Annotated in this window: 1 rRNA gene; it reads left to right on the top strand. The window is 56.2% G+C overall.

Annotation, left to right across the window (positions count from 1 at the left end):
- Positions 1-736 (top strand): 23S ribosomal RNA (locus tag IE217_RS34375); the annotation flags it as partial.

Raw genomic sequence — 736 nt, 5'->3', positions numbered from 1 at the left:
AAGACTTCGTGGAGGACCGAACCCACCAGGGTTGAAAACCTGGGGGATGACCTGTGGTTAGGGGTGAAAGGCCAATCAAACTCCGTGATAGCTGGTTCTCCCCGAAATGCATTTAGGTGCAGCGTCGTGTGTTTCTTGCCGGAGGTAGAGCACTGGATAGGCGATGGGCCCTACCGGGTTACTGACCTTAGCCAAACTCCGAATGCCGGTAAGTGAGAGCGCGGCAGTGAGACTGTGGGGGATAAGCTCCATGGTCGAGAGGGAAACAGCCCAGAGCATCGACTAAGGCCCCTAAGCGTACGCTAAGTGGGAAAGGATGTGGAGTCGCAGAGACAACCAGGAGGTTGGCTTAGAAGCAGCCACCCTTGAAAGAGTGCGTAATAGCTCACTGGTCTAGTGATTCCGCGCCGACAATGTAGCGGGGCTCAAGCGTACCGCCGAAGTCGTGTCATTGCAGCAGATAGCCCCAACGGGTGCTGTGATGGGTAGGGGAGCGTCGTCTGCCGGGTGAAGCGGCACTGGAAGGTAGTCGTGGACGGTTGACGAGTGAGAATGCAGGCATGAGTAGCGATTCACACGTGAGAAACGTGTGCGCCGATTGACTAAGGGTTCCTGGGTCAAGCTGATCTGCCCAGGGTAAGTCGGGACCTAAGGCGAGGCCGACAGGCGTAGTCGATGGATAACCGGTTGATATTCCGGTACCCGCTGTGAAGCGTCAAACATCGAATCCAGTGAT

This window comes from Streptomyces naganishii JCM 4654 (genome assembly GCF_014650575.1).
GTDB classification, from domain to species: Bacteria; Actinomycetota; Actinomycetes; order Streptomycetales; family Streptomycetaceae; genus Streptomyces; species Streptomyces naganishii.
Note: the sequence above shows the minus strand (reverse complement) of the source record. Positions and strands in the feature narration are given on the sequence as shown.